The organism is Micromonospora parva (assembly GCF_000718515.1).
Classification (GTDB): Bacteria; Actinomycetota; Actinomycetes; order Mycobacteriales; family Micromonosporaceae; genus Micromonospora; species Micromonospora parva.
On sequence record NZ_JNZS01000002.1, the window covers coordinates 288,896 to 314,874 of the forward strand.

At 71.0% G+C, this 25,979-nt stretch carries 24 protein-coding genes, 2 tRNA genes and 1 other RNA gene; 11 read left to right on the plus strand and 16 right to left on the minus strand.

The window, feature by feature from the left end; genetic code table 11:
- The first annotated feature begins 42 nt into the window (after nt 1–42).
- Nucleotides 43–1,314: an MFS transporter gene (locus IF22_RS0103010; protein ID WP_051708126.1), complete on the plus strand. Its 1,272-nt coding sequence runs from the start codon at nt 43–45 to the stop codon at nt 1,312–1,314.
- 236 nt (nt 1,315–1,550) lie between these two features.
- Nucleotides 1,551–3,302 carry a 2-isopropylmalate synthase gene (gene leuA / locus IF22_RS0103015; RefSeq protein WP_030328119.1) on the plus strand — a complete coding sequence of 584 codons (1,752 nt, stop codon included), beginning with the start codon at nt 1,551–1,553 and terminating at the stop codon, nt 3,300–3,302.
- Between the two features lie 30 nt (nt 3,303–3,332).
- Here leuA and IF22_RS0103020 read toward each other — a convergent pair whose 3' ends face one another.
- Entirely contained in the window at nt 3,333–4,826 is a 1,494-nt protein-coding gene (locus IF22_RS0103020; RefSeq protein WP_030328121.1) for an MFS transporter, read from the minus strand.
- A gap of 107 nt (nt 4,827–4,933) precedes the next feature.
- On the opposite strand from IF22_RS0103020, the gene IF22_RS32805 reads away from it, so the two are divergent.
- Together IF22_RS32805 and IF22_RS0103030 are read left to right on the plus strand one after the other, a co-directional pair.
- Nucleotides 4,934–5,572, plus strand: a complete 639-nt coding sequence (locus tag IF22_RS32805; RefSeq protein ID WP_036410691.1) for an HNH endonuclease family protein — start codon at nt 4,934–4,936, stop codon at nt 5,570–5,572.
- Nucleotides 5,566–5,955: a hypothetical protein gene (locus IF22_RS0103030; RefSeq protein WP_051708139.1), complete on the plus strand. Its 390-nt coding sequence runs from the start codon at nt 5,566–5,568 to the stop codon at nt 5,953–5,955. The genes IF22_RS32805 and IF22_RS0103030 overlap by 7 nt, the downstream gene beginning before the upstream one ends.
- Nucleotides 5,956–5,981: 26 nt before the next feature.
- On the opposite strand, the gene IF22_RS0103035 is transcribed toward IF22_RS0103030, so the two are convergent.
- The 7 genes from IF22_RS0103035 to IF22_RS0103065 form a co-directional block, all read right to left on the minus strand.
- Nucleotides 5,982–7,103, minus strand: a complete 1,122-nt coding sequence (locus IF22_RS0103035) for an ABC transporter ATP-binding protein (RefSeq protein WP_030328126.1) — start codon at nt 7,101–7,103, stop codon at nt 5,982–5,984.
- Complete coding sequence (locus IF22_RS0103040) at nt 7,100–8,113, minus strand: ABC transporter ATP-binding protein (RefSeq protein ID WP_030328128.1); 1,014 nt, start codon at nt 8,111–8,113, stop codon at nt 7,100–7,102. The genes IF22_RS0103035 and IF22_RS0103040 overlap by 4 nt, the downstream gene beginning before the upstream one ends.
- Before the next feature lie 7 nt (nt 8,114–8,120).
- Nucleotides 8,121–9,083 carry an ABC transporter permease gene (locus IF22_RS0103045; RefSeq protein ID WP_030328130.1) on the minus strand — a complete coding sequence of 321 codons (963 nt, stop codon included), beginning with the start codon at nt 9,081–9,083 and terminating at the stop codon, nt 8,121–8,123.
- Nucleotides 9,080–10,084: an ABC transporter permease gene (locus IF22_RS0103050; protein WP_030328131.1), complete on the minus strand. Its 1,005-nt coding sequence runs from the start codon at nt 10,082–10,084 to the stop codon at nt 9,080–9,082. The genes IF22_RS0103045 and IF22_RS0103050 overlap by 4 nt, the downstream gene beginning before the upstream one ends.
- Before the next feature lie 85 nt (nt 10,085–10,169).
- On the minus strand, nt 10,170–11,831 hold the full coding sequence (locus IF22_RS0103055) for an ABC transporter substrate-binding protein (protein WP_030328133.1): 1,662 nt from the start codon (nt 11,829–11,831) through the stop codon (nt 10,170–10,172).
- A gap of 313 nt (nt 11,832–12,144) precedes the next feature.
- Complete coding sequence (gene recR / locus IF22_RS0103060; protein WP_030328135.1) at nt 12,145–12,738, minus strand: recombination mediator RecR; 594 nt, start codon at nt 12,736–12,738, stop codon at nt 12,145–12,147.
- Between the two features lie 8 nt (nt 12,739–12,746).
- Nucleotides 12,747–13,055: a YbaB/EbfC family nucleoid-associated protein gene (locus IF22_RS0103065; RefSeq protein ID WP_030328137.1), complete on the minus strand. Its 309-nt coding sequence runs from the start codon at nt 13,053–13,055 to the stop codon at nt 12,747–12,749.
- A 201-nt stretch (nt 13,056–13,256) separates the two neighbouring features.
- Here IF22_RS0103065 and IF22_RS0103070 point away from each other — a divergent pair, with 201 nt between their 5' ends.
- Nucleotides 13,257–13,979, plus strand: coding sequence for a DUF998 domain-containing protein (locus IF22_RS0103070; protein WP_051708127.1), 723 nt, complete (start codon nt 13,257–13,259; stop codon nt 13,977–13,979).
- Between the two features lie 14 nt (nt 13,980–13,993).
- Here the strand turns inward: IF22_RS0103070 and IF22_RS0103075 are convergent, their stop codons facing one another.
- Entirely contained in the window at nt 13,994–17,086 is a 3,093-nt protein-coding gene (locus IF22_RS0103075) for a DNA polymerase III subunit gamma and tau (protein WP_030328140.1), read from the minus strand.
- Nucleotides 17,087–17,297: 211 nt separating this feature from the next.
- An RNA gene (ffs, locus tag IF22_RS34140) (signal recognition particle sRNA small type) lies at nt 17,298–17,387 on the minus strand.
- An 82-nt stretch (nt 17,388–17,469) separates the two neighbouring features.
- Here ffs and IF22_RS0103080 point away from each other — a divergent pair.
- From IF22_RS0103080 to IF22_RS0103090, 3 genes are all read left to right on the plus strand, one after another.
- Nucleotides 17,470–17,554 (plus strand) — tRNA-Ser (locus IF22_RS0103080).
- Between the two features lie 243 nt (nt 17,555–17,797).
- Nucleotides 17,798–18,352: a hypothetical protein gene (locus IF22_RS0103085; RefSeq protein ID WP_030328142.1), complete on the plus strand. Its 555-nt coding sequence runs from the start codon at nt 17,798–17,800 to the stop codon at nt 18,350–18,352.
- Nucleotides 18,353–18,444: 92 nt separating this feature from the next.
- A complete protein-coding gene (locus IF22_RS0103090; protein ID WP_030328144.1) occupies nt 18,445–18,939 on the plus strand; it encodes a hypothetical protein in 495 nt (164 codons plus the stop codon).
- 84 nt (nt 18,940–19,023) lie between these two features.
- On the opposite strand, the gene IF22_RS0103095 is transcribed toward IF22_RS0103090, so the two are convergent.
- Nucleotides 19,024–19,110 (minus strand) — tRNA-Ser (locus IF22_RS0103095).
- A gap of 75 nt (nt 19,111–19,185) precedes the next feature.
- On the opposite strand from IF22_RS0103095, the gene deoD reads away from it, so the two are divergent.
- Nucleotides 19,186–19,893: a purine-nucleoside phosphorylase gene (gene deoD / locus IF22_RS0103100; protein WP_030328147.1), complete on the plus strand. Its 708-nt coding sequence runs from the start codon at nt 19,186–19,188 to the stop codon at nt 19,891–19,893.
- Nucleotides 19,894–20,002: 109 nt separating this feature from the next.
- Here the strand turns inward: deoD and IF22_RS0103105 are convergent, their stop codons facing one another.
- The 4 genes from IF22_RS0103105 to IF22_RS0103120 are packed head-to-tail and all read right to left on the minus strand — an operon-like array spanning nt 20,003 to nt 23,500.
- Nucleotides 20,003–21,202 carry an ABC transporter permease gene (locus tag IF22_RS0103105; RefSeq protein ID WP_030328149.1) on the minus strand — a complete coding sequence of 400 codons (1,200 nt, stop codon included), beginning with the start codon at nt 21,200–21,202 and terminating at the stop codon, nt 20,003–20,005.
- Nucleotides 21,202–21,885: an ABC transporter ATP-binding protein gene (locus IF22_RS0103110; protein ID WP_209444469.1), complete on the minus strand. Its 684-nt coding sequence runs from the start codon at nt 21,883–21,885 to the stop codon at nt 21,202–21,204. Before IF22_RS0103110 ends, IF22_RS0103105 begins: the two co-directional genes overlap by 1 nt.
- Before the next feature lie 8 nt (nt 21,886–21,893).
- The gene (locus IF22_RS0103115) at nt 21,894–22,979 is read right to left on the minus strand and encodes an efflux RND transporter periplasmic adaptor subunit (protein ID WP_030328152.1); all 1,086 of its coding nucleotides are present in this window, start codon (nt 22,977–22,979) and stop codon (nt 21,894–21,896) included.
- Entirely contained in the window at nt 22,976–23,500 is a 525-nt protein-coding gene (locus IF22_RS0103120; protein ID WP_030328154.1) for a hypothetical protein, read from the minus strand. The genes IF22_RS0103115 and IF22_RS0103120 overlap by 4 nt, the downstream gene beginning before the upstream one ends.
- A gap of 129 nt (nt 23,501–23,629) precedes the next feature.
- On the opposite strand from IF22_RS0103120, the gene IF22_RS0103125 reads away from it, so the two are divergent.
- Entirely contained in the window at nt 23,630–24,286 is a 657-nt protein-coding gene (locus IF22_RS0103125) for a response regulator transcription factor (RefSeq protein ID WP_030328157.1), read from the plus strand.
- The gene (locus tag IF22_RS0103130) at nt 24,283–25,437 is read left to right on the plus strand and encodes a sensor histidine kinase (protein WP_030328159.1); all 1,155 of its coding nucleotides are present in this window, start codon (nt 24,283–24,285) and stop codon (nt 25,435–25,437) included. Before IF22_RS0103125 ends, IF22_RS0103130 begins: the two co-directional genes overlap by 4 nt.
- A gap of 14 nt (nt 25,438–25,451) precedes the next feature.
- Here IF22_RS0103130 and IF22_RS0103135 read toward each other — a convergent pair whose 3' ends face one another.
- Nucleotides 25,452–25,898, minus strand: coding sequence for a nucleoside deaminase (locus IF22_RS0103135; RefSeq protein ID WP_209444471.1), 447 nt, complete (start codon nt 25,896–25,898; stop codon nt 25,452–25,454).
- Nucleotides 25,899–25,979: the final 81 nt, after the last annotated feature.

Sequence of the window (25,979 nt, forward strand, 5' to 3'; positions counted from 1 at the left end):
AGACTCGACCACCGTCATGGGGGCACGGTTCACTCACCGGCCATGGGGGCCAGAGACACCATTCGCACCGTTGTCCACCACGTCGTACCGCCGGCCGGGCTGACCCGCGCGCTGGCCGTACAGGCCATGGTCGGAGCCGTCGGCAGCGGCCTGTTCCACGCCGGCAGCGCCGTCTTCTTCACCCGGGCACTCGGGCTCAGCGCCGCCCAGGTGGGGCTGGGCCTGTCCGTAGCGGCGGGGGTGTCGCTGCTCGGCACGGTGCCGCTGGGTGGGCTCACCGACCGGTACGGGCCGCAGCGGGTCTGGGTGGTCGGGCTGGTGCTGGACGCGGCGCTCTTCGCGACCTACCCGTTCGTCGGCGGCTTCACGGGTTTCCTCGCCGTGGTGGTGGCGCTGGCCGCCGTGGAGGCCGCGACCGGTGTGGCCCGGCAGGTCTACTCGATCAACGCGCTCCCCCCGGCCGAACGGGTCACGGCGATGGCGTACCAGCGCTCGTCGTTGAATGTCGGCTTCGGGCTCGGCGCGGTGATCAGCGGCGTGGTGCTGGCGGTCGACACGATGGCGGCCTACCGGGGGATGGTCTGGTTCATCGCGACGGTCTTCCTGGTGACGGCCCTCTTCGTGCGACGACTGCCCCGCCTGCCGCAGGTGGCCCGGCCGGTTGAGCCGATGAGTCGGCTCGCCGTGCTCCGGGACCGTCCGTTCATGGCGGCATCCCTACTCTCCGGGCTGCTCACCGCGCACCAGACGCTCTACCTGACGGTGATGCCGCTCTGGATCCTCACCCACACCGACGCCCCGAAGACGGTGATCGCCGCCCTGGTGCTGCTCAACACGGTCCTGATCGTGCTGCTCCAGGTACGCGCCAGCCGAGGCGCTGACACCGCGTCGGGCGCGGCCCGGGCCTCCCGCCGGGGCGCCCTGCTGATCGCCCTGTTCTGTCTGGTCCTGCCGATCTCCGGGCTGACCCGGGGCGGCCTCACCGTCGTGGTGCTGGTGGCCGCCGCGACGCTGCTGATCCTGGCTGAGCTGATCGAGTCGGCGGGCGCCTGGGGGCTCACCGCCACCCTGCCGCCGGCCGCCCAGCGCGGCGCGTATGTGGGGGCGTTCCGGCTCGGCTCCCAGGTGCAGTATCTGATAGCCCCGGCGGGGTTGACCGCGCTCGGGGTGAGCACCGGCGGCTGGGGTTGGTTACCGACGGCAGCGATCTTCGCGCTGGTCGGGCTGGCGATCGTGCCCGCCGTGGCCTGGGCCGAACGGACGCCGAGGCTGGGTTGCCAGGCCCCGGAGCCGGCGATGACCTCGGTCCCATAGTCCGGACCGGCCTTTCCACCCCCCGTTCCATCACGTAGGGTGACCTGGTCATGTGGCAGGCGCTGCTCCTCCTTAGCCGCCGCGACGAGGCCTGACCGGCCGGCACCTCGTCGCGGAGTCGCATCGCGCCGTCCAGCACATCTGAGTTTCCTCTCGGCACCGCCGCGCATCGTCGCCCGGCATCCGCCGACACTTTCCGATCTGCTGACGCCACATGTTCCAGGGAGCACTCTGAGATGGCTCAACCTGTCACCGACACCGAGTCCAATCCGTTCGCCCGGCAACGCCCCAGCCGGATGCCGTACCACCGCTACCAGCCCTACCAGGAGCAGTTCCGGGTCGACCTGCCGGACCGCACCTGGCCCACCCGCACCGTCGACGCCGCCCCCCGGTGGTGCGCGGTGGATCTCCGCGACGGCAACCAGGCCCTGATCGACCCGATGTCGCCGGAGCGCAAGCGCCGGATGTTCCAGCTGCTGGTCCAGATGGGCTACAAGGAGATCGAGGTCGGCTTCCCGTCGGCCAGCCAGACCGACTTCGACTTCGTCCGGCAGCTCATCGAGCAGGACATGATCCCCGAGGACGTCACCATCCAGGTGCTCACCCAGTGCCGGGAGCACCTGATCGACCGGACGTTCGAGTCGCTGCGCGGCGCCAAGCGGGCCATCGTGCACTTCTACAACTCGACCTCCACCCTGCAGCGGCGGGTGGTCTTCGGCCTGGACAAGGACGGCATCGCCGACATCGCCACCACCGGGGCGCGGCTCTGCCAGAAGTACGCGGAGATCCACACCCCGGACACCGAGATCTTCTACGAGTACTCCCCGGAGTCGTACACGGGCACCGAGCTGGAGTACGCGCTGGAGGTCTGCTCCCGGGTGATCGACGTGATCGACCCGACCCCCGACCGGCCGCTGATCATCAACTTGCCGGCCACCGTCGAGATGGCCACCCCCAACGTGTACGCCGACTCGATCGAGTGGATGCACCGGCACCTGCCGCGCCGGGACAGCGTGGTGCTGAGCCTGCACCCGCACAACGACCGGGGCACCGGCGTTGCCGCCGCTGAGCTGGGCCTGCTGGCCGGCGCGGACCGCATCGAGGGCTGCCTGTTCGGCAACGGTGAGCGCACCGGCAACGTCGACCTGGTGACCCTGGGGCTCAACATCTTCTCCCAGGGCATCGACCCGATGATCGACTTCTCGAACATCGACGAGATCCGGCGGGCGGTCGAGTACTGCAACCAGCTGCCGGTGCACGAGCGCCACCCGTACGCGGGCGACCTGGTCTACACCGCCTTCTCCGGCTCCCACCAGGACGCCATCAAGAAGGGCTTCGACGCCCTCGCCGCCGACGCGAAGGCGGCCGGCGTGCCGGTGGACGAGCACACCTGGGCGGTGCCGTACCTGCCGATCGACCCGAAGGACCTGGGCCGCACCTACGAGGCGGTGATCCGGGTCAACTCGCAGTCCGGCAAGGGCGGCGTCGCGTACATCATGAAGAGCGAGCACCAGCTGGACCTGCCGCGCCGGCTCCAGATCGAGTTCTCCGGGGTGGTGCAGCAGGTCACCGATCACGACGGCGGCGAGGTCGACCCGGCCGCCATGTGGGAGATCTTCGCGACGCACTACCTGCTCGACCACCAGCCCGACCCGGCGGTCCGGCTGGCCGGCTACACGATCGGCACGGCGGACGGCAAGGTCGAGATCGAGGCCCACGTCGGGGTGGGCGGCGAGCAGCGGTCCCTCGCCGCGGTCGGCAACGGCCCGATCGACGCGTACGTCAACGCGTTGCAGTCGGTCGACGTGGGCGTGCGGGTGCTCGACTACCACGAGCACGCGCTCTCCTCCGGCGGTGACGCGCAGGCGGCCGCGTACGTGGAGTGTGAGGTGGACGGGAAGACGGTCTGGGGCGTCGGCACCGACGCCAACATCGTCACCGCGTCGATCAAGGCGGTCACCAGCGCCGTCAACCGCGCACGTCGCTGATCCCAGGCGTCGCGTCCCCGAGGTGGTCCGCTACCTCGGGGGCGTGGCGGCGGGCAGCGAGTGGCAGGGCTGCGACGGCGGGGCCTCCCGGGGCGGTCGGTGGACCAGCACGAGGGCCAGCACCGCGCCGGCCAGCAGCAGCCCCGCGCACCAGGCCAACGCCGCGCGGTACGCGTCGGTCAGGTCGGCCTTCTGCTCGTAGCCGGCGCCGGAGAGACCGACCAGCAGCGGCAGCGCCGCCACCGCGAGCAGGCCGCCGGCACGGGACGCGGCGTTGTTGAAGCCGCTGGCGACCCCGGAGAAGCGGTCCTGCACGGCGGCCAGCACCGACGCGGTCAGCGGTGCCACCACCAGGGTCAGCCCGATGCCGAAGAGCAGCACGCCGGGCAGCACGTCGCGCCAGTACGACGCGCCCGGTCCGACGCCGCGCAGCAGCAGCAGACCGACCGCGGCGATCAGCGGTCCGACGGCGAGGGGCAGGCGCGGGCCGATCCGCGCTGACAGCGCGCCGGCCCGCGCCGACCCGACCAACAGCAGCAGCGTCATCGGCAGCAACGCGATGCCGGTGCGGAAGGCCGACCACTCGACCACGTTCTGCAGGTAGACGGCGAAGAAGAAGGTGAAGCCGCCGAGCGCCGCGTAGACGACCACCGTGAAGAGGTTCAGCACCGAGAAGAGTCGGCTGCTGAACAGCCCGGTGGGCAGCATCGCGGCGTCGCCCCGCCGCCGCTCCAGCAGCACGAAGGCCACCGCGGCGAGCACACCGACCGCTGCCGCGATCAGCACCTCGGCGGAGTCGAACCCGCGAGCCGGCGCGTCGATCAGGGCGTAGGTGACGCCGGCGAGCGCGAGCGCTCCGAGGAGGGCTCCGGCGACGTCGAACCGACGTCGGGTCCGATCCCGTCCCTCGATCCGGGAGGCGCTCTCGTCCCGGCTCTCCGGCACCCAGCGCAGCGCGGCCAGCAGCACCAGCACGGCGATCGGCAGGTTGAGGAAGAAGATCCAGCGCCAGGAGAGCGCGTCGATGAGCCAGCCGCCGATGAACGGGCCCAGCGCGGTGGACACGCCGGACAGCCCGGCCCAGGCACCGATCGCGCGGCCCCGGTCGTCGGGGTGGAAGCTCGACTGGAGCACCGACAGCGACCCGGGCGTGAGCAGCGCGCCGCCGGCACCCTGGAGGAACCGCGCTCCGATCAGCCAACCGGTGTCCTGGGCGAGCCCACAGAGCACGGAGGCGGCGGTGAACCAGACCACGCCGATGAGGAAGATGCGTCGCCGGCCGAAGCGGTCCCCCAGCGCACCACCGAGCAACACGAACGCCGCCAGCATCAGCAGATAGCCGTTGATGGTCCACTGGAGATCGGCGACGTTCGCGCCGAGATCCTGCCCGAGCCTCGGCAGCGCCACGTTGACGACAGTGCTGTCGAGGAAGACCATGCCAGAGGCGAGTACGGCGGCGAGCAGCGTGCCCCGGCCGGCGGTGGTGCCCATCCGGAGGGCTGCGGCCGGCACGGGTGCGGTCATCCCACCAATCTGCCTTGCATCATGTGGGAGACGCCACGAAACGCCGAAACCGTTCCCGGGTACTGTGCGCAATCGCCGGGAGCCCCCAAGCTGGAGAGGTGTCGTCTGTGCGTACCAGATCAGGACCGCGAGCGGCGGTGGCTGCGCTTGCCGCGGCGCTGGCGCTCGGCGTGGCCGGTTGCGTCCCGCCGGATGAGCCGGCCACCCCGCCGCCGAGTGACGGCGGCAACGCGGTGGAGCAGTTGAGCGAGCTCACCGTCGCCACCGCCGGCTCGATGAAGGGCTACAGCCGGGACCGTTTCCCGCACTGGCGGGACACCGGCAAGAACTGCGACGTCCGGGACAGCATCCTCCAGCGCGACGGCAAGGACGTGAAGCTGTCCGGCTGCAACGTGGTCGGTGGGCGCTGGGAGAGCGTGTACGACGGTCGCAGCTTCTCGGATCCCTCCGACGTGGACATCGACCACATGGTGCCGTTGGCCAACGCGTGGCGCTCGGGTGCCGACGAGTGGGACAACGCGAAGCGCGGCGACTTCGCCAACGACACCACCCGTCCGCAGCTGTTCGCGGTTTCCGCCTCGTCGAACCGGGCAAAGGGTGACCAGGACCCGTCCCAGTGGAAGCCGGCAAACCGATCGTACTGGTGCAAATACGCCCAGGACTGGGTGACGGTCAAGCACTACTGGCGACTGACGGTGACCAGCGCCGAGAAGTCCGCACTGACCGACATGTTGGAGGGCTGTTGAGTGGGGAGCGAATCGTGACCGCCGCCGGGGAGGGCGTCCCGTCCGCCGCCGGTATGACCGCCGACGGCACCGCCGAGACTCCCGCCGCCGTGCCAGGTGCCGGCATGGTCGCGGATTCCGGCGGCGCGTCCGGCCCGCAGAGCCGCACCACCGACATCGTGCCCGGCCCGGGCGGCGTGATGACCGACGAGGTCGGCGTCGTCACCGGTGACCTGACGCTGCGCACCGAGTACGCGGACGGCAAGGTCACGGTGCGGGTGCAGTACAAGGACGCGGACGAGTGGTACGCGGTGACCGGCACGTCGGTCACGTTGGCCGACCCGGCCGGGCTGGACGCGGTGCACGGCGTCGCGGTGGGGCTGCTGAACCGCCCCGAGGGCTGACGACCGCCGGCACCGCGTCCTGCGGCTCAGACGTACGAACCGGGCTCGGTGGGCGCGGAGACCACGCCCGGCGCGTCCCCCTCGCCCTCGGGCCGGACGATCTGCGCGCTGACCCCGTGCGGACGCAGTTCGCCACTGGCGATCTGCTCGGCGAAGTGACACGCCACCCGGCTGCCACCGATCTCCCGCAACACCGGTCGCTCGTCGGCGCAGCGGGTGGGCTGCGCCCACGGGCAGCGCGTGTGGAAGCGGCAGCCGGACGGCGGGTTGGCCGGCGACGGCAGGTCACCGGCGAGCAGGATCCGCTCCCGGCGGTCCTCCACGTCCGGGTCCGGCACCGGCACCGCGGACATCAGCGCCCGCGTGTACGGGTGCAGCGGCTCGTTGTAGAGCCGGTCGCTCGGCGCCTCCTCGACCAACGCCCCCAGGTACATGACGCCGACCGTGTCGGAGATGTGCCGGACCACCGCGAGGTCGTGCGCGATCACCAGGTAGGTCAGCCCCAGGCTGTCCTGGAGTTCGTCCAGCAGGTTGACCACCTGGGCCTGGATCGACACGTCGAGCGCCGAGACCGGCTCGTCGGCGACGATCAGCTCCGGCCCGAGGACCAGCGCGCGGGCGATGCCGATGCGCTGCCGCTGCCCGCCGGAGAACTCGTGCGGGTAACGGGACAGCGCCCAGCGCGGCAGCCCGACCGCGTCCAGGGTCTCGCCGATGATCCGTCGACGGTCGGTGCGGTCGGCGCCGATCCCGTGGGTCTGCAGACCCTCGGTCAGGATCGACTCGACGTTCTGCCGGGGGTCGAGACTGGACATCGGGTCCTGGAAGATCATCTGCATCCGGCGACGCATGCCGCGCAGCTTGCCGGGCGGCAGCGTGGTCAACTCGACACCGTCGAAGCTGACCTCACCGGCGGTCGGCGGGGTGAGCTGGAGCAGCGCACGGCCCAACGTGGACTTGCCGCAGCCGGACTCACCCACCAGGCCGTACGTCTTGCCCCGCGCGATGCTCAGGTCGACTCCGTCGACGGCCTTCACCTGGCCGACCACCCGGTCGAAGAGCACCCCCCGTTTGATCGGGAAGTGCACCTTCAGATCGCGCACCTCGACGAGGACGTCGTTCTCGGTTCGCTCGCTACGCTCGCTCACGCTGATTCCTCCTCGCGCGGGGCGGGCACCGTGCCGGGCACCGGCTCCGGGTTCACGCACCGGTAGCTACGTCCGTCGTACGCCTGCACCAGCTCCGGCGGCTCGCCCACGCACTCGTCGATCCGTCGGGAGCAGCGCGGGGCGAAGGCACAACCGTCCGGCCAGGGCAGCAGGTCGCGGACCGAACCAGGAATCGGGTTGAGCTTCTCGCCCCGCCCGGCGTCCAGGCGCGGCACCGAACCGAGCAGACCCACCGTGTACGGGTGACGCGGCTGGCGGAACAGCGGGCGTCGGCGGGCCGTCTCCACCACCCGGCCGCCGTAGAGCACGTTCACGGTGTCGCACATGCCGGCCACCACGCCCAGATCGTGCGTGATCATCAACAGCGCGGTGCCGGAGTCCCGGACCAGTTCCTTCAGCAGCTCCAGGATCTGGGCCTGGATGGTGACGTCGAGCGCGGTGGTCGGCTCGTCGGCGATCAGCAGCCGCGGCTGGCAGGCCACCGCCATCGCGATGAGCGCACGCTGGCGCATCCCACCGGAGAGCTGGTGCGGGTACTCCTTCAGCCGCCGCTTCGGGTCGGGGATGCCGACCCGGTCGAGCAGCGCCGCCGCCTCCTTCGCCGCGGTCTCACCCTTCATCCCCCGGTGCCGGGTGAGCACCTCGGTCACCTGCAACCCGATCGGGATCACCGGGTTCAGCGAGGAGAGCGGATCCTGGAAGATCATCGCGATGTCCCGGCCCCGGATGTCCCGCCGCGACCGGTCGTCGAGCTGGAGCAGGTCGGTGCCGTCGAAGACGGCCTTGCCGCCGACCCGCAGGCCCGGCTGCTTGGGCAACAGACCCATGATCGCGAGCGAGGTGACGCTCTTGCCGCAGCCGGACTCACCGACCAGGCCGACCACCTCACCGGCGTCGACCGAGAAGGACACCCCGTCGACAGCGTGCACGGCCCGCTGACCGCGGCGGGCGAACGTGACGGCGAGATCTTCAACTTCGAGCAGTGCCATCAGGGGCCTACTTCCGCAGCTTCGGGTCGAGGGCCTCACGCATCGCCTCACCCAGCAGGGTGAAGCCGAGCGCGGTGATGATGATCGCGACCGCCGGGTAGATCGCCAGCGACGGCCGGATGCCGAGGTACTGCTGCGCGTCGGCGAGCATGACCCCCCACTCCGGTACGGCGGTGTCCGGGTTACCCAGACCGAGGAACGACAACGCCGCAGCCTCGATGATCGCGGTGGCCAGGGTCAGGGTGGCCTGCACGATCACCGGGGCGAGCGAGTTGGGCACCACGTGGGTCAGCGCGATCTTCGACTTCTTGACGCCGAGCGAGGTGGCCGCCAGCACGTAGTCGCTGTTGGCCTGCGAGATCATCGAGCCGCGCAGCAGCCGGGCGAACACCGGCACCGAGACCACACCGACAGCGATCATCACAGTGGTCAGGCTGGCCCCGAGCAGGGCGGCGATGCTCACCGCCAGCAGCAGGCTCGGCATCGCCAGCAGCATGTCGATGAAGCGCATCAGGGTGGTGTCGACCCACCGCCCCCACCGGCCACCGAGACCGGCCGCGGCACCGGAGATGCCACCGATCAGCGCGCCGATGGCCAGACCGATCAGGGTGGAGACCACACCGACCAGCAGGGTCTGACGGGCTCCCACGATCATGCGGCTGAACTCGTCACGGCCCTGGTGGTCGTAACCGAACCAGTGATCGCCGTCGGGCCCGGGGATGACACCCGGCTTGATCAGCCCTTCCCGGATACCGATCGTGTCCGTCGGCGCGTACGGCACGAGGAACGGGCCGAGCACCGCTACCAACACGAAGAGCGCCAGGATGACCGCGCCGACGATCGCGGCCGGGTTGCCGCGCAGCCGCCGGAACGCCTCCTGCCAGAGGCTGACACCCCGCTCGTCGTCGCGGGCGGCCAGTTCGGAGAGCCGGTCGATCTTTTCGCGCTTCTTGCCCGGGCTGAGGGTCATCGCACCCTCACCCTCGGGTCGATGAAGCTGTAGGAGAGATCAACCAGGAGGTTCACCAGCACGTACACCACCGCGATGATCAGAATGAAGCCCATCAGCACCGGATAGTCGCGCTGGCCGATGGCCTCGGCGACGAACGCTCCGATGCCACTGAAGGCGAAGACGGTCTCGGTCAGCACGGCGCCGGAGAGCAGGCCGCCCGCGAGCAGACCGATCGAGGTGGCCACCGGCAGCATGGCGTTGCGCAGGACGTGCCGGCGACGGACCGTCTGCTCGGTCAGGCCCTTCGCCTCGGCGGTGCGTACGAAGTCCTCGTTGAGCACCTCGAGCACGCTCGCCCGGGTGATCCGGACGATGATCGCCAGCGGGATGCTGGCCAGCGCGATGGCGGGCAGCACCAGATGCCAGAGGGCGTCGGCTGCGGCGTCCCACTCCCGGGTCATCAACCCGTCGAGGACGAAGAAGTTGGTCACCCGGGTCGCCCCGAGCGTCGGGTCCTGCCGGCCGCTGGACGGGAACCAGTGCAGGTTCTCCGAGAAGATCGCTTTGAGCACGTAGCCCAGGAAGAAGACCGGGATGCAGATGCCGATCAGCGAGCCGCCCACAGACGCGTGGTCCAGGAAGCGGCCGCGACGACGGGCGGCCAGGTAGCCCAGCGGGATGCCGACACCGATCGCAATGATCATCGCGGTGATGGTCAGCTCGACGGTGCCGGGGAAGCGCTCGATGAACTCCGTGGTGACCGCCCGCTTGGTGGAGGTCGAGGTGCCCAGATCAAGCTTGATCATCCGCCGTACGAAGCGGCCGTACTGGACCAGGATGGGCTCGTCGAGCCCCATGTTGCGGCGGATCGCGGCCCGCATCTCGGGGGTGCCGCGCTCGCCGAGGATGGCGGTCTCGGGGCCGCCGGGGAGACGGCGGAGCCAGATGAAGAGCAGGAGGGAGAGCCCGAACAGCGTGGGTATCAGCTGAAGCAGGCGCCTGACGATGAACCGGAACACGGCGGCCTCGAAGGGGTGCGGAGGGTTGCGGGCGGGCGCTGTGCGACAGCGCCCGCCCGCGTTCCTTGCTGCGTCAGATCAGGACTTACTTGAACTCGGCGGTGGCGAAACGCTCGTCGGTGAGCGGGCTCGCCTTGACGCCGGTCACGTCCTTGCCGAACACGATCGCCGGCGGCGAGTGCGAGATCGGCACACCGGGCAGGAACTCCATCACGGACTTGTTCAGGGCCTTGTACTTCTCGGTACGGGCCGCGATGTCCGCGGTGGTGTCCGCGTCCTTGAACTGGTCGAACAGGGCCTTGTTGTTGAAGCCCCACTCGTCCTTCGGCCGGTCGAAGAAGGTGCCGATGAAGTTGTAGGCGTCGCCGTAGTCACCGGTCCAGCCCAGGAAGTGGATGTCGTGCTTGCTACCCGAGGTGGTGGCGTTCAGGTAGTCCGGGCTCCACTTCAGCGGGATCGCCTCGACGGTGATGCCAACGGCCTTCAGGTCCGCCGAGAGCAACTCGAAGATGTCCTTCGGGTTCGGCATGTACGGCCGGGTGACCTCGGTCGGGTAGTGGAACTTCAGGGTCAGGTTCGACGCGCCCGCCTCGGCCAGCAGCGCCTTCGCCTTGGCCGGGTCGTAGGTGTACTTCGGAACGTCGCCGTTCCAGCCCTCGACGGTGTCCGGCATGAAGTTGTCGGCGACCTTGGCGCCCGGCGGCAGCTTGGAGGTGACCAGCTGCTCACGGTTCAGGGCGTACGCGATGGCCTGCCGGACCCGGAGGTCGGCGAGCTTCGGGTTGCCCTTCTGGTTGATCGCCAGGTAGAGCACGTTGAACGCCGGGCGGGTGAGCATGTTGAAGCCTTCGCTCTTCAACGGCTCGACGTCGGCCGGGCCAACCAGGTCGTAGCCCTGGATGTCACCGGAGCGCAGCGCCTGCTTGCGGGCGTTCTCGTCCGAGATCGTCTTGAAGATGAGGGTCTTCAGCTTGGCCTTGGGGCCCGAGTAGTCCTCGTTGCGCTCCAGGGTCAGCGTCTTGTTTGCGACGTCCCAGGCCTTGAACTTGAACGGGCCGGTGCCGGTCGGGTGCTCCGTCGCGTACGCCGGGTACTTGATGTCCTCGGCGCTGCCCGCGACGTTGCTGGCGTCGAACTCCTGCAGCGCCTTCGGGCTGTGGATGGAGAACGAGGGGAGCATCAGCGCGGCCGGGATCTTGCTGGAGACCCGGGTGAACGAGAGGTCCACAGTGGTCGCGTCCTTGGCGGTGCACGACTTGAAGAGGCTCGGCGGAAGGTCCGCGTTCTCGTTGTTGGCGAAGCCGCCCATGACGTCCTGCCAGTACGCCGTAACATCCGGGCTCTGCATGAGGCCCTTGGCGTTGTACCAGCGGTTGAAGTTGACGCAGACGGCCTCGGCGTTGAAGTCGGTGCCGTCGTGGAACTTCACGCCCGAGCGGAGCTTGAAGGTCCAGGTGGTGCCGGCAGCGTCCGGGGTCCAGGACTCGGCCAGGCCGGGGGTGACCTTCGTGCCACCCTCCTCCGGCCGGACCAGGGTCTCGAAGACCTGACGCGCCACACGCAGCGACTCACCGTCGCTGGCGAAGCTCGGGTCGAGCACCTTCGGGTCTCCGGCGACGCCGAAGACGAGGGTGTCCTTCTTGCTTCCACCGGATTTGTCGTCGCGGTTGCTCTCGGCGCAGCCTGCTACCGCGAGGGCCGCGACCGCGACGGCCGCGATCGCGACCTTCGGCCTGGGTGCACGCATGTGTGCTTCACCTCGTCCTTGGGGGTACGGACAACGTGGTGACAGGGGTCACCGATGGCGGTGACCATAGCTCCCGATGCGACCAGCCGGAAACAGCCGGGTGGACTGTTGGTATCGGATCGTGCCTCAACCGCCGCTTGACATTCGATTCGTAGGTAAACGGCGGCCAAAACCGATCAATCAGCACCCGCGATGCCAAACTGTTACGTCGAACAGCCCCGATGAGGGCACAGGTGTCAGATCATTTCCGGGCAGGGACACAGCGGTGGCCGGCACCCACCCGGGTGCCGGCCACCGGTCGTACGCCAGGGGGTCAGACCGCGCGACGCCCCTCGAAGGCCCGACCGAGGGTGATCTCGTCGGCGTACTCCAGATCGCCGCCGACCGGCAGCCCGCTGGCCAGCCGGGTCACCGAGATGCCCATCGGCTTCACCATCAACGCCAGGTAGGTCGCTGTCGCCTCGCCCTCGGTGTTCGGGTCTGTGGCCAGGATCAGCTCCCGCACCCCGCCGCCACCGAGCCGGATCATCAGCTCCCGGATGCGCAGATTGTCCGGGCCGATCCCCTCCAGCGGATTGATCGCACCGCCCAGCACGTGGTAGCGACCGCGGAACTCACCAGTCCGCTCGATGGCCACCACGTCCTTGGGCTCCTCCACCACGCACAGCACCTCGTCGGTGCGGCGCGGGTCGCGGCAGATCCGGCACTGCTCGGACTCGGCCACGTTGTAGCAGGTAGTGCAGAACCGGACCAGCTCCTTGACCTTGCGCAGCGCGCCGGCCAGCCGGTTGACGTCGGCCGGATCCGCCGAGAGAACGTGGAACGCGATCCGCTGAGCGCTCTTCGGACCCACGCCCGGCAGCCGACCCAGTTCGTCGATCAGATCCTGGATGGCACCTTCGTACATCTGCCGGCTCAGAAACCGGGCAGGCCGAGGCCGCCCATGCCGCCGGCGACCGGGCCCATCTTGCGCTCGGTCAGCTCCCGGGCCGCCTCGGCGGCGTTGTGCACGGCCGCGATGACCAGATCCTCCAGCGTCTCCACGTCCTCCGGGTCGACGGCCTTCGGGTCGATCTTGATGGCCTTCAGCTCACCGGAGCCGGAGACGGTCGCGGTGACCAGCCCGCCACCGGCGGTGCCGGTCAGCTCGGCCTCGGCCAGCTCGGCCTGCGCGGCGGCGATCTGCTGCTGCATCTTCTGCGCCTGCTTCAGCATCTGCTGCATGTTCGGCTGTCCACCTGGGCGCACGGGATGGCTCCTTCTCGCACTCGTCTGCTCGACCGCCGCTCAGCCTATCCGCTGGGACCGACCTCGCCCCGCCCGGTGCGTCCGCCCACGCCGGGCGCTCCGGGTACGGCTACCCCTACCCCGAACCGGCCATCTGGTGGTAGTGCGCCCACGCCGCCGCACTGGTCTGCTCGGGGTATGAACCTCACCCGTACCGGCCGGGTCGGCGCGCTGTGCTGGCTGGCGGCCACGCCCGTCTTCCTCGTCGCCAGTCTGGTCACCGGGCTGCGCTGGCGCGAGCCGACCTACAGCTGGGCCACCCACAACATCAGCGACCTCGGCAACGTCCACTGCGGCAGCTGGGACACCACCCGCCCCCGCTACGTCTGCTCGCCGTGGCACCCGCTGATGAACACCGCGACAGTGGCCACCGCCGTACTGCTCGCCGTCGGGCTCCTGCTGACCTGGCGGATCCTCGGCCGCGGCCCGGTGGTGCGGTCGGCTCAGACCCTCCTGTTGCTGGCCGCCGGCGGATACGCCCTAGCGGCCGGCTACCCGGCCGACGTCAACGAGAACCTGCACGTTCTCGGCGCATTCCTGATCATGGGTCTGGGCAACGTCGGTCTGCTCCTCGCCGGCTTCGCCCCGAGCGGCACGACGCTCGGCCGGTACCGACGACTCACCCTCACCGCAGGGCTCATCGCGCTGGTCGGGACGGCATTGTTCGCCGCCCAGCAGGGCCTGGGAATCGGGGTAGGCGGCATGGAACGAATAGCCGTCCTACCCTTCCCCCTCTGGGCCTGCTGCCTGGGAGTCTCGCTGGCCGAACCCCCTCCCCTGCGCGATCTTGCACTTTCCGCGCCGACATCGGAGGGCATTCTGCCCATTTCGACTACTGAAACTGCAAGATCGGGGAGCTGAGGGCGAGGCGAGGGCTAGCGGGCGTCGACTTCGTTGATCTTCTCGGCGCCGAAGGTTTCCCGGAGCAGCCGTACCGCCTGCTCCTCGCTCGACTCCCGCGCGGTCTTCTCGTCGATGATCTCGTCCAACGGCTCGTCGCCCGGGTCGAACCCCTCATAGACCGGGGTCGCCGCCGGTGCCGCGCCGCCGGGCCGGCCGGCTCGCGTCGGACCATCGAAGTCCGGGTCGTAGGGCGGCTCGCCGGCCCATTCGGCGTCCGCGATGGGCCGGGCCGCCGCTCCGGTACGCGCACCGCGCCCCGCCGCCGCCGCGCGAGCCGCGGCGATGGCGCTGCTCACCGGGGCACCACCGGCTGTCGCCGGCTGCCGGGCCGCCGGCGTCGGGTTACCCCGCCCGCCCGGCCTACCGCCACCGGCCGCCGCCCCGGGACCACCCGAACCGCCGGGTCCGGCACCGTTCGCACCGCCGCCGCCGTTGGTGCCGGTGCCGTTGGTACCGCCGCCGTTGGTGCCGCTGCCGTTCGCGCCCCCGCCGTACGCGCCGGTCGACGCCGATGCAGGCTGGGAGCCGTCCGGGCTCGACCCGCTGCCGGCCGACGCGCCGCCGGGTCGGGCGGCCTCCGGCCAGTCCTCGTCATCCGTCGCCTCGGCGACGGGCGCACCGCCGCCGGGGCGGGCCGCCTCCGGCCAGTCGCCCTCGTCGTCCGCCGCCGGGGACGGCACCGCACCCTGACCACCGCTACCCGCGCCGACACCGCCCCGCGAAGCCGGGCCGGCAGCGCCGGTCGGGTTCACCGCAGCGTTCGACCCTGACGCAGGGTCGAAGCCTGACGCGGGGTTCGAGCCCGGCGCGGGGTTGAAGCCAGAGGCAGGGTTCGAGCCCAGCGCAGCGTTCGAGCCTGACGCAGGGTTGGAGCCCGGCGCAGGGTTCGAGCCAGGCGCAGCGTTGAGGCCTGACGCAGGGTTCAAGCCCGGCGCGGAGTTCGAGCCCGGCGCACCGTTCGACCCTGACGCAGGGTCGAAGCCTGACGCGGGGTTCGAGCCCGGCGCAGGGTTGAAGCCAGAGACAGGGTTCGAGCCCGGCGCGGAGGGCGAGCCAGGGGCGTTCGAGTTCGGAACGGCTGGCGGCGCGCTCGTCGGGCCGGCCGTCGGGGTCGCGGCGGGCGGGGCTGCGGAGCGGGCCGGGGCGGCGGGTTGCGAGCGCGGAGGGCCGGACAGCGACGCGCCACCGCGCTCGCCGGCCACCTCACACCGGATCTGCCAGCGCCCGCCCAACTCCTCGTAGAGCGCGTCGGTGAGCACCGCCGCGTGGTCGGCCATCATCTTGGCCAGCACTGTGGACTTCACCGTCAGGACCAGCATGTCGCCGTCGAGTTCACGGACCACCGCGTCCCGCATCAGGGCGGCGATCCGCTTGTTGGTCCGGTTGACCTTGCCGACCACGTCGGGCCAGACGCGGCGCACCGCGACCGCGTCCAGCGCGGGGGCCGGTGCCCCCGGACGGGGCGGCGCGGGCGTGGCCGGGTCGGGAAGCACCGCCGACGGTGGCACCACGCGACGCGGGGCCGGCCCGGCGGGCGAGACGGGGACGGTCGGGTCAGCGGCGGCCGAGCCGGTCGACGCGCCCGGGGACGCCGGGATCGGCGAGTCGGCCGTCGACACGTACGAGGCCGGCGCACCGGAGGTCGGAGCACCCGAGCTGGGAGCGCTTGACATCGAAGCGCCGAAGGCGGGTGCCCCGGTGGCCGAGGCGGCCGGCGCGGGAGCACCCGGGGCCGCAACGCCCCGGGTCGGGGACGCGGCCGGGTCGACCTCCCACGGCGGGGCGGAGGTCGGGGCGTTCGCGGGGGTGGCGGCAGCCGGGACCGGTGCGGCGGGCTGTGGGCGTACCCCTGGGTGGTTGGCGGGCGCGGAGCCGGCGGCTGCCGACGGCGCGTCGGTGCCGCCCAGGGTGAGCCGGCGTTCCATCCGTTCCAGGCGCTGGAGGAGGCCGCCGGTGGTGTCGTCGACGCCGGGCAGCAGCATCCGCGCGCAGATCAGCTCCAGCAGCAGGCGGGGCGCTGTGGTGCCGCGCATCTCCACCAGGCCGTCGTGCACGATGTCGGCGCAACGGGAGAGCGTGGCCGGGCCGAGTTGCGAGGCCTGGGCGGCCATCCGCTCGATCTGGTCGGCCGGACCGTCGATCAGGCCCTTCGCGGCGGCGTCCGGCACCTGCTGGATCACGATCAGGTCGCGCAGCCGTTCCAGCAGGTCGGAGGCGAACCGGCGCGGGTCGTGCCCGGCCTCGGCGACCCGGTCGACGGTGGCGTACGCGGCGGCCCCGTCCCCGGCGGCCAGCGCGTCGCACATCTCGTCGATCAACGCGGCGTCGGTGACCCCGAGCAGCGCGGCGGCCCGGGCATAGGTGACCCCCTCCGGGCCGGCCCCGGCGATGAGCTGGTCGAGCACGGAGAGGCTGTCCCGGGCGCTGCCGCCGCCGGCGCGGACCACCAGCGGGAAGACCGCCGGCTCGACGGCGACGCCCTCGGCCTGGGTGAGCTGCTCCAGGTACGGGCGGAGCACCTTCGGCGGGATCAGCCGGAACGGGTAGTGGTGGGTCCGCGACCGGATCGTCCCGAGGACCTTCTCCGGCTCGGTGGTGGCGAAGATGAACTTGACGTACTCCGGAGGCTCCTCGACCAGCTTGAGCAGGGCGTTGAAGCCCTGGGTCGAGACCATGTGCGCCTCGTCGATGACGTAGATCTTGAAGCGGCTGCTGGCTGGCGCGAAGAAGGCGCGCTCGCGCAGCTCACGGGCGTCGTCGACACCACCGTGGCTGGCCGCGTCGATCTCGATCACGTCGATCGAGCCGGCACCGTCGGTGGCCAGCGAGCGGCAGGACTCACACTTGCCGCACGGCTCCGGGGTGGGGCCCTGCTCACAGTTGAGCGACCGGGCCAGGATCCGGGCGCTGGAGGTCTTGCCGCAGCCGCGTGGGCCGGAGAAGAGGTAGGCGTGGTTGAGCCGTCCGCTGCGCAGCGCCTGCGACAGCGGCTCGGTCACGTGCTCCTGACCGATGACCTCAGCGAAGGTACGCGGCCGGTACTTGCGGTAGAGCGCCAGCGTCACTCGTCCCGCCTCCTCTCGACCGAGCCATTCTGCGCCGGTCGGGCGCGGGTGACCACCCACCCCGCCGCGGCGCCCGGGCCTACGGACTTGATCGACTCGGCTTCCTGGCCGCCGCGCTTGATCGACTCGGCTTCCTGGAAACCGCGATGTCCGTCTGGCCGGGACACCGCGACATCATGAATGTCGAGTGGATCAACCAGCCCACAGACAAAAAGGCCTCCCGTGCACCCGGCAGAGCTCGCTTATCCTTGCTGCCTTCCGGCCCTGGGGAGGTTCACGAGATACCGCCGCACGGGAGGTGACGCCCAGCTTACCCGACCGCCCGTCGATCTTCAGGGGGTGGTGGGGTGGCCCGGCCGACACGGGCCTGTATCCTGGCTCGCGGAGGATTCGCCTAGAGGCCTAGGGCGCACGCTTGGAAAGCGTGTTGGGTTTACACCCTCACGAGTTCGAATCTCGTATCCTCCGCTCACCTGAGCAGCACGAACGACAGGGCCGGCCCCAACGGGACCGGCCCTGAGTCGTCTGCGCGGTGACGTCAGCCGGCCACCTGGACGTGCCGGGGCGTCGCCTTCAGCAGGGACACCTTGTGGTGCTGGAGCACGACGCCACCCGGGGTGAGCGCGGACGGCGGGTACGGTCCCGGGGCCGGTGGAGCCCGCCGCCGTCGTACACATGTTCTATCCACACCCTGTGGACGACGGGGGACTGATGAGTTACCAGCTCAGCGCGGTGGTCGCGGACGCCGAACTGCTCCACGAGCAGACCGCCGAGCTGGACCACGCCGTCCTTGGCGAACTGCGTCAGGACTTCGCGTTGCTGCCGGTCACCCCACAGTTGGTGATCGAACTGACCGGGTCGTTACCGGATTTCGCGACTGACGACCGGAGCGCCGAGCGTCCGTTCGGCCTGGTGCTGTCCACGGCCCTGGTCGAGGTGCTGAGCCGCTGGTCGCGGTCGGGGCCGGTGGCGTACCTGGAGGCGGAGTTCGGTGCCGGCGCCGGCTACCAGTCGGCGGCGGTGTGGTTGGGCGGGGAGCTGTCCTGGGGCCCGTGCTTCGACGACGAGTTGGAAGCGCCGCGCCCGCTCTGGCCGATCAACGGGGCCCTGACCCGGCTCGGCGTCGAGCCCGGCACCTGGATCGACCCGTTCGCCGAACTGGGGTTGCACCTGGAGCGAAACACCGACGGCTGGTTGGCACACGGGCGGCGCCGGCTCAGCGCCGACTACTGGGACGAGCTGGTCGAGCAGTGGGAAAATCAGTAATCCGGCCACTGGCAGCAACCTGAATGCTCCCGTTCCGTTGGGGACTGGGGGATTCCATGAAATTGCGACAATTTGCGTTTATCGCCACGCTGATGACTGCTGCCTCAATCGCCGGCAGCGGCGTACCACCAACCGGGCCGATCCCGGACGGCCGGCCCGTCGGCAGCGTGGAGATCATCGACCTGAACGGCCTACGGAACATCGAATTCGGTGCCACCGAGGACGAGCTGACCAGGCGCGGCATCCTGCGTACCAGCCTGGACGCCTGCGGGCCGGTGCTCGCCGGCCACGACACCGTCAGCCCGGTCTTCATGGACGACAAACTCGTGCTGCTCTGGGTCGGCGACCCGATGCGGACACCGGAGGGCATCACCGTCGGCTCGCCCGTCGACCAGGTCTGGGACAGCTACCCCCAGGTCAGCCGACTTCGCGCTCCACAGGGGACACATCGCCTCGACGGGCTGCTCGCCCGCAGCGGCGACCGCGCGTACCTGTTCCTCCACGACGGGCGCACGGTCCGGAAAACCATCGCCGGGTACGCCGACTGGGCCCGCCGCCTCTTCCACGACGGCGTCGGCCCCTGCTGACCCACCACCACCGCGCTACCGGCCGACGAAGAAACGCCCGACTCGATCCTCGCGGGTCGAACCGGGCGTTTCCGCACTACAGAGCGGTGGCGGAGGGATTTGAACCCTCGGAGGGCGTTAACCCTCACACGCTTTCGAGGCGTGCTCCTTAGGCCGCTCGGACACGCCACCGCCGACGAGGGTACAGGACCGCTGGTTCCGACGCCGAACCGGTATCGCCCGGGCCGGCCTGGCAGGATCTTTGCCATGAGTACGCACATCGGCGCGAAGCCGGGCGAGATCGCCGAGCGGGTCCTGATGCCGGGTGACCCCCTGCGGGCCAAGTGGATCGCGGAGACCTACCTCGAGGGCGCCACCTGCTACTCGACGGTCCGGGGCATGCTGGGCTTCACCGGCCGCTGGAACGGCGTCGAGGTTTCCGTCCAGGGCTCCGGCATGGGCATGCCGTCGGCCTCCATCTACGCCCATGAGCTGATCAACGAGTACGGCGTGAAGACGCTGATCCGGGTCGGCTCCTGCGGTGCCCTCAGCACCGACCTGCAACTGCGGGACGTGGTGGCGGCGATCGGGTCGTCCACCGACTCGAACATGAACCGGATGCGCTTCGACGGGCTGATCGACTACGCCCCGGTGGCCGACTTCGGGCTGCTGCGGACGTCGGTCGAGGTGGCGGAGCGGCGCGGCATCAGCATGCACGTCGGGCCGATCCTGGCGGCGGACGCCTTCTACACCGACCGGCCGGACCTCTACGACACCCTCGCCGACTACGGCGTGCTGGCCGTGGAGATGGAGTCGGCGGCGCTCTACACGATCGCCGCGCGGTTCAAGGCCCGCGCGCTGACCGTGTTGACCGTCAGCGACCACATCAAGACCGGCGAGAAGACCACCTCCGAGGAGCGGGAGCAGACCTTCAGCCAGATGGTCGAGATCGCCCTCGACACGATCATCGCCTGACCCGTTCCGGCGGCAATACCGCGAAGAGCGTGATGACTGTGTGGCATCAAGATGCCTCAGAGTCATCACGCTCTTTCGCATCAGGCCGCCGGGCCACAGCCGCAGAAAGTCAGACGGCGGCCAGCGCCTCGGTCGGTGAGAGGCGAGCGGCGCGCACGGCCGGGTAGAGGCCGGCGAAGCCGCCGATGATCAGCGTGGCACCCACCCCGCCGAGCATCGCCCAGGCCGGCACCACTGTCGGCCAGTGCTGCGACAGCGCGTATCCCGAGGTGACCAGGATGCCCAGCACCACCCCACCGATCCCGCCGAGCGCGGAGAGCAGCAGCGACTCGGCGAGGAACTGGGTCCGAACCTGACCACGGGTGGCCCCGAGTGACCGGCGTAGGCCGATCTCGGCTCGGCGTTCCAGCACCGAGATCACCATGGTGTTCGCCACACCGACCCCACCGACCAGCAGGGCGACCGCGCCCAGACCCAGCAACAGACCGGTGAACGCGTCGTCGGTCGCCTCGGCGGCGGCCAACGCGTCCGAGGGCCGGGACACCTCCACCTCGTTCGGCGCCTCCGGGTTGGCGGTCGCGCCGAGCACCGACCGGACCGCCTCGACCTGCGACTCCTCGGCCCGCGTGTAGACGATGGTGGGGTGGCCGTCGAAGCCCAGGTATTCGGTCGCCGCCGACCAGCCGATCAACGCCGAGGTGTCCAGCTCCGGGGCGAGAGGTGCGGCGGCGAGGGTTCCGACCACGGTGAACGGGCGTCCACCCAGCCACACCTGCACCTGCGGGTCGGCCGCGGTGATCCCGAGCCGCTGCGCCGCGGTGGCGCCGAGCACGACCGCCGGGTAGCGGGCGGTCGCCTCGTTGAGCCAGGTGCCGGTGGCCACCTCGGCCCCGACGGTGCCGAGCAGATCCAGCCCTGCCGCCCGGGTGGCGATGCCGCCGGTCTCCGCCGCCGGGATCCGGTCCGAGCGGTACACCTTGGCGTCGGAGACCTGCCCGGTCGCGGACACCTCGGTCACCGGGCCGATCCGCCCGATCATCGCGATTGACTCCTCGGGCAGTTGCGCGTCCGCACCAAACAGGGTGCTGCCCGGCTCGACGGTGAGCAGGTTGGTGCCGAGCGCGTCGAGCGCCCGGTCCAGTTCGGCCCGGGACGACGAGGAGATGCCGACCACCGCGATCATCGCGGCGATGCCGATCGCGATGCCCAACGCGGAGAGGAACGCCCGCAGCGGACGGGTCCGCAGCCCCACCCCGCCGACGCGCAGCACGTCCGCCGGTCCCAGGCGGGCCGGGGTCAGCGTCGCCATCAGCCGACCCCGTCCGACGTGCGGGCCGAGTCGTGTCGGACCGCGCCGTCGCGCATCCGCACCTGCCGGGGCAGGCTTGCCGCGATCTCCCGGTCGTGGGTGATCACCACGACGGTGGTCCCGGCCCGATGCAGGTCGTGCAGCAGCTCCAACACCTCGGCACCGGAGTGGGAGTCCAGGTTGCCGGTCGGCTCGTCGGCGAGCAGCACCGCCGGCTCGCCGACCACCGCACGGGCCACGGCGACCCGCTGCCGTTCCCCGCCGGAGAGTTCGTGCGGCCGGTGCCCCAACCGGTGGCCCAGGCCAACCCGGACCAGCGCGGCCTCCGCACGGTCGCGCCGCCGCCGCAGCGGTACGCCGGAGTAGAGCAACCCGTCGGCGACGTTGTCCACCACCGGAACGCCCGGGGCGAGGTGGAACTGCTGGAACACGAAGCCGATCCGGGTGGCCCGCAACGCGGACAGCTCCCGGTCGGTCAGCTTCGCCGCGTCGTACCCGTCGATGAGCACGCTGCCCGACGACGGCCGGTCCAGGGTGCCGATCAGGTGCAGCATCGTCGACTTTCCCGACCCGGACGGGCCGACGATCGCTACCAACTCGCCGTGGCCGATCCGCAGCGACACGTCGTCCAGGGCGACGACGCCGCCGGCATACCGCTTGCTGACCCGGTCGAGCACGATCACCTCGCCGCTCACGTCGGCACCACCACCGTCGCGCCCTCGGTGAGGCCCGTGCCGGTGACCTCCACCCGCCCGCCGGCGAACAACCCGGTGGTCACCGCGAGGATCCGGCTCGTGCCACCCTCGGCGACCTGGACGCCGTAGCCGCCCTCGGCCAGAGCCAACAGCGCCGCCACCGGCACGGTGAGCACGTCGCGGCGCTCCGAGACGGTGAACGTGACGTCCGCGCTGGCCCGGTCGAACCCGGTGAGGGCCTTCGGATCGGTCACCGCGACGGTCACCTCGATCTTCGTCTCGGCGTCGCCGGACTGTCCGTTGGCACCAGCCGTACCGGCCTGGACGACCGTCTCGACAGTGCTGATCGTGCCCGCCACCGTCTGGCCGTCGGGCAGCCGCACGGAGACCTTCGCGTCGCGCCTGGCCAGCCGCTGGTCGTCCACGTCCAACTCGACTGTGACAACCCGGCTGGTGCCGGTGTAGGTCAGCACCGCCTGGCCGGGCTGTGTCAGGTCGCCGACGTCGGCCTGGTGGCCGTCCACCCGGACCTCCCGGCCGGCGTACACGATTCGCCCTGGCTCGACCCGACCGGTCTCGGTCAGACCCAGGTCCTCCTGCCACTGCCGGACCGCGTCCGCGGTGGCGCCGGTGTACTCGTCGTCGACGGTGAAACCGGTGTAGCCCAGTGCGTCGAGGTTCCGCTCGAACTGCGCGACGTCGGCCCCCTCCACCCCGGGGGCGAGGGTCCGGTACGCGGGCAGCCCGCCGTAGAGGAGCACCACCGCCTCGTTGTCGACCCGGTAGAGCGCCTTGCCCCGCCGTACCGTCGACCCGGTCGCCGCCAGCGCGGTGACGGTGCCGCTGAGCTTCGCCGTGGCGGTACGCGTGGTGCCGTACCCCAGCTCACCGTCGGCGGTCTCCGAGTCGGCGAGGGTCTGCCGGGTGACGGTGGCGGTGGCGGGTGGTGCGCTGCCGGCCTGGGCGCGTCCGCCGTCGGCACCGCCGCCGAAGCCCACCGCGGCGACCACGCCCACCGCCGCGACCAGCAGGACGATGCCTCCGGTGACGGCGGCGCGCAGCCGCGAGCGTCGGATCGTCACCGGTCACCCCCGAACTGCGGTGCGTGCTGCCGGCACTTCTCCAGCGCGGCCTTCATGGCCGGGTCGCCGATGTTGATCGCGTTGTCCCCCGCCCCGATCCGGACCCGTCCGTCGGCGTCCGGGTCCGGGAAGTCGGGCACCCCGTTCTCCCGCATGCACTTGGCGAGCGTGCGCATCCGCTCGGCCTGCTCGGGGTTGAGCTGCGGTCCCTGCCCGCCGTTGGGCAGCTTGTCCTGGCACTTCTCCATGGCCGCCTGGACCTTCTGCTGATCCACGTCAGCGCCGAACCGGAAGCCGGGACGGCCGCCCGCCTCCGGGTCGGGCAGGTCCACCCCGTTCTCCCGCATGCACCTGGCGAAGGCGAGCTGCCGGTCCGAGTCACTGACCGGCGTGCCGGTCGCCGTCGCGTCGGCCTTCGTCCCGCCGGCGGTAGCGACCCCGCCGCCGTCGTCACCTCCCGCGCCGCACCCGGACAGCGCCAGGGCGAGCAGGACGGGGATCGCAAGCAGATGTCGTCGCATGATGTCCACCTCCGCTCAGGTCCGGCGCGGTTCGCCGAACGTGGCACCCAGTGCACGGCAGCGCGCGTATCCCCGGCGTTACCGTCGGCGGTTATGCCGCCGTTACGGAGCCCCGAGCACCATTGAGGGGTGAGAGTGCTGGTGGTCGAGGACGAGAACGTGCTGGCGGACGCCATCGCCGAGTGGCTGCGCCGGGAGTCGTTCGCTGTCGACGTGGCGTACGACGGGGACGCCGCGTTGGAACGGCTCGGCGTCAACGAGTACGCGGTGGTGGTCCTGGACCGGGACCTGCCGGTGGTGCACGGCGACGACGTGTGCCGGGCGATCGTGGATGCGGGCGGGGAGACCCGGGTGCTGATGCTGACCGCGTCGGCGGCGGTCCGGGAGCGGGTGGCCGGGCTGGCGCTCGGCGCCGACGACTACCTGACCAAGCCCTTCGCCCTGGTTGAGCTATCGGCCCGGGTGCACGCGTTGACCCGCCGGTCTCGCCCGGCGGCGCCGCCGACGCTACGGCGCGCCGGCATCCAGCTCGACCCGGCCCGACACGAGGTACGCCGGGACGACCGGTACGTGGCGCTGTCCCGCAAGGAGTTCGCGGTGCTGGCCGAGCTGCTGCGTGCCGACGGCGCGGTGGTCTCCGCCGAGGACCTGCTGGAACGCGCCTGGGACGAGCACATCGACCCGTTCACGAACGTGGTCCGGGTGACAGTCATGAAGCTGCGCCGCAAACTCGGCGACCCGCCGGTGATCGAGACGGTGCCCGGGGCGGGGTACCAGATCCGATGAAACGCCTGACGATCCGCGCCCGGCTCACCCTCATCTACGGCGGGCTCTTCCTGCTGGCCGGCGTGGTCCTGCTCGCCGTCACGTACGTGCTGGTGGATCAGCGGATGCCGCAGCCGTTCGGGGTGAGCCTGCGCGACCTGCCGAGGACCACCCCCACGACGCCCAGCGGGCAGAACCTCGACAACCTGCGCGCCCTGGTGCAGGAGGTGCAGGACGAAGCGAAACGCAACGCGTTGGAGTCGCTGCTCACCCAGGGCGGCATCGCGTTGATAGTGGTGTCGACGGTGGCGATCGCGTTCGGCTGGTTGCTCGCCGGCCGGGCGTTGCAGCCACTGCACCAGATCACCGGCACGGCCCGCCGGATCGCCGGCGCGGACACCGCCGGCCGTGGTCTGCACGAGCGCATCGCGCTGACCGGCCCTCCCGACGAGGTACGCGAACTCGCCGACACGTTCGACGAGATGCTGGAACGACTGGACCGCTCCTTCGACGGGCAGCGCCGGTTCGTGGCGAACGCCTCGCACGAGCTGCGTACCCCGCTGGCGCTCAACCGCGCCCTGGTGGAGCTGGCGGTCACCCGCCCGGACGCCTCGGCCGAGACCCGGCGACTGGGTGAGTCGCTGCTGGCGGTCAACGAACGCCACGAGCGGCTGATCGACGGCCTGCTGACCCTGGCCGACTCGGAGAACGAGCTGACCGAGCGTGCGCCGGTCGACCTGGCCGAGGTCTGCGCGCACACCACCGATCAGGCCGGCGGGCAGGCACCCGGCGTGCGGGTACGGCGGGTGCTGGCCCCGGCGCCGACGAGCGGCGACCCGGTGCTGTTGGAGCGGCTCACGTTCAACCTGGTGGAGAACGCGTTGCGGCACAACCTGCCCGCCGACGGCTGGGTGGAGGTGCGTACCGGGCTGGTCGGGGGTCGGCCCACCCTCACGGTGACCAACACCGGCCCGGTCGTTCCCGGCTACGACGTGGAGACGATGTTCCAGCCGTTCCGGCGGCTGTCGCGGGAGCGGGTCGTCGGCGCGCGGGGCTTCGGGCTGGGGTTGTCCATCGTCCGCGCGGTGGCCCGCGCCCACGGTGGCATCGCCGAGGCGCAGCCCCGTCCGGGCGGCGGGCTGGTCGTCACCGTCACCCTGCCGCCGGTCTGACCGGCGACCCGGCCTCAGCGGAAGAACGCGCGCAGGACGGTGGCGGTTTCGGTCTCCAGCACGCCGCCGTAGACCTCGGGGCGGTGGTTGAGCCGGCGGTCGCGCAGCACGTCCCAGAGCGATCCGGCCGCGCCGGTCTTGGGTTCCCAGGCGCCGAAGACGACGGTGGAGACCCGGGCGAGCACCAGCGCCCCGGCGCACATGGTGCACGGTTCGAGGGTGACCACCAGGGTGCAGCCGTCGAGCCGCCACCGGCCGGTGCGTTCGGCGCCTCGGCGCAGGGCCAGCACCTCGGCGTGCGCGGTGGGGTCCCCGGTCAACTCCCGTTCGTTGCGGCCGGTGGCCAGCTCGGTGCCGTCCGGGCCGTAGAGCACCGCCCCCACCGGCACGTCGTCGACGTCGGTGCTGACCGCGTCGTCGACCGGCGGACCGGCGACGGCGACCTCCAGGGCGCGGCGCATCCACAGTTCGTGCCGCTGCCGCCGGCCGATCTCACCAGTGTCGGCAAGGCCCTCGTGGGCACCGGGCCCGGCGCGGCCCAC

Coding starts and splice junctions, on each gene's coding strand:
- IF22_RS0103010 (WP_051708126.1), top strand. CDS start 43: ATGGGGGCCAGAGACACCATTCGCACCGTTGTCCACCACGTCGTACCG.
- leuA (WP_030328119.1), top strand. CDS start 1,551: ATGGCTCAACCTGTCACCGACACCGAGTCCAATCCGTTCGCCCGGCAA.
- IF22_RS0103020 (WP_030328121.1), bottom strand. CDS start 4,826: ATGACCGCACCCGTGCCGGCCGCAGCCCTCCGGATGGGCACCACCGCC.
- IF22_RS0103040 (WP_030328128.1), bottom strand. CDS start 8,113: ATGGCACTGCTCGAAGTTGAAGATCTCGCCGTCACGTTCGCCCGCCGC.
- IF22_RS0103045 (WP_030328130.1), bottom strand. CDS start 9,083: ATGACCCTCAGCCCGGGCAAGAAGCGCGAAAAGATCGACCGGCTCTCC.
- IF22_RS0103055 (WP_030328133.1), bottom strand. CDS start 11,831: ATGCGTGCACCCAGGCCGAAGGTCGCGATCGCGGCCGTCGCGGTCGCG.
- recR (WP_030328135.1), bottom strand. CDS start 12,738: ATGTACGAAGGTGCCATCCAGGATCTGATCGACGAACTGGGTCGGCTG.
- IF22_RS0103065 (WP_030328137.1), bottom strand. CDS start 13,055: ATGCAGCAGATGCTGAAGCAGGCGCAGAAGATGCAGCAGCAGATCGCC.
- IF22_RS0103070 (WP_051708127.1), top strand. CDS start 13,257: ATGAACCTCACCCGTACCGGCCGGGTCGGCGCGCTGTGCTGGCTGGCG.
- IF22_RS0103085 (WP_030328142.1), top strand. CDS start 17,798: ATGAGTTACCAGCTCAGCGCGGTGGTCGCGGACGCCGAACTGCTCCAC.
- IF22_RS0103090 (WP_030328144.1), top strand. CDS start 18,445: ATGACTGCTGCCTCAATCGCCGGCAGCGGCGTACCACCAACCGGGCCG.
- deoD (WP_030328147.1), top strand. CDS start 19,186: ATGAGTACGCACATCGGCGCGAAGCCGGGCGAGATCGCCGAGCGGGTC.
- IF22_RS0103105 (WP_030328149.1), bottom strand. CDS start 21,202: ATGGCGACGCTGACCCCGGCCCGCCTGGGACCGGCGGACGTGCTGCGC.
- IF22_RS0103120 (WP_030328154.1), bottom strand. CDS start 23,500: ATGCGACGACATCTGCTTGCGATCCCCGTCCTGCTCGCCCTGGCGCTG.
- IF22_RS0103130 (WP_030328159.1), top strand. CDS start 24,283: ATGAAACGCCTGACGATCCGCGCCCGGCTCACCCTCATCTACGGCGGG.
- IF22_RS0103135 (WP_209444471.1), bottom strand. CDS start 25,898: ATGCGCCGCGCCCTGGAGGTCGCCGTCGCCGGTCCGCCGGTCGACGAC.